The 926-nt window shown below is 70.7% G+C and carries 1 protein-coding gene and 1 pseudogene; one reads left to right on the forward strand and one right to left on the reverse strand.

Annotated elements, in window-relative coordinates; genetic code table 11:
- Positions 1 to 334: cellulose binding domain-containing protein (locus DLJ58_RS02460; RefSeq protein ID WP_208740805.1), on the forward strand; the 334-nt coding region annotated here is incomplete at its 5' end.
- A 94-nt stretch (positions 335 to 428) separates the two neighbouring features.
- Here DLJ58_RS02460 and DLJ58_RS02465 read toward each other — a convergent pair.
- A pseudogene (locus tag DLJ58_RS02465) lies at positions 429 to 926 on the reverse strand (glycosyl hydrolase); the annotation flags it as partial.

Consider the following 926-nt stretch of genomic DNA (forward strand, 5'->3'; position numbering starts at 1 on the left):
CCCGCCGACGGACCCGCCGCCCACCACTCCGCCGCCGGGGACGGGTGGTTGCTCGGCGTCGGTGTCACTGAACTCGTGGAACGGCGGGTTCGTGGCCACCGTGAAGGTGACCGCCGGTTCTGCCGGCACGAGCGGGTGGAACGTCGGTGTCACCCTTGCCAGTGGTGCGAGTGTCACCAACACCTGGAGTGCGACGGCCAGTGGCTCGACCGGCACGGTGCGGTTCGCCAACGTGGACTACAACGGCCGCCTCGGCGCGGGCCAGGTCACCGAGTTCGGTTTCCAGGGCACGGGCAGTGGGGCCGGCATCACGCCCACCTGCACCGCCTCCTGAGAACGACTGACTGACCGCACGACGTCGGCCGGTGCGGGGGACCGATCCTGGTCCTCCACACCGGCCGACGTCGTGTCGCGTTCGAACCTGTCGATCAGGAGTACGGAAGCCGCAGCACCGACTGGTTGCCGATGCCCACCGTTGTCGGGTTGTTGCCGATCGCCGACCAGACCTCCACTCGGACCGTGCCGTTGCTCAGCGCGCCCAACGTGCCGGTGGCCGAGGACAGGCCGGCGTTCTGCGTGTAGTGCTCGTAGCCGGTGACCGGGTCGGTGGCGAAGTAGCGCAGCGTCTCCACCCGTTCCCAACTGCCGTTGCCGGTGAGGTCGTAGGAGATCCGCACCTGCACGCCGTTGCCGACCGCCGTCCCCGCGTCCACGAACAGGTCGAACGCCGTCTGCCCGCCGGCGTAGGCGAGGTTGAGGCCGGTCGCCGTGAAGACCTGGGCGTTGGTGGGCGTACCGTCGTGGTTTCCGTTTGCCGCCGCGACCGTCGTCGTGGCCGCGCTGCCGGCGGCGCCCAACCCACCTCCGGGCAGCAGGTACCGCGTCGGGTTGCCCGGGGTGGGCGGCGGGGTGGTCGTCGGCGGGGT

This window comes from Micromonospora arida (assembly GCF_003857035.1).
GTDB lineage: Bacteria > Actinomycetota > Actinomycetes > Mycobacteriales > Micromonosporaceae > Micromonospora > Micromonospora arida.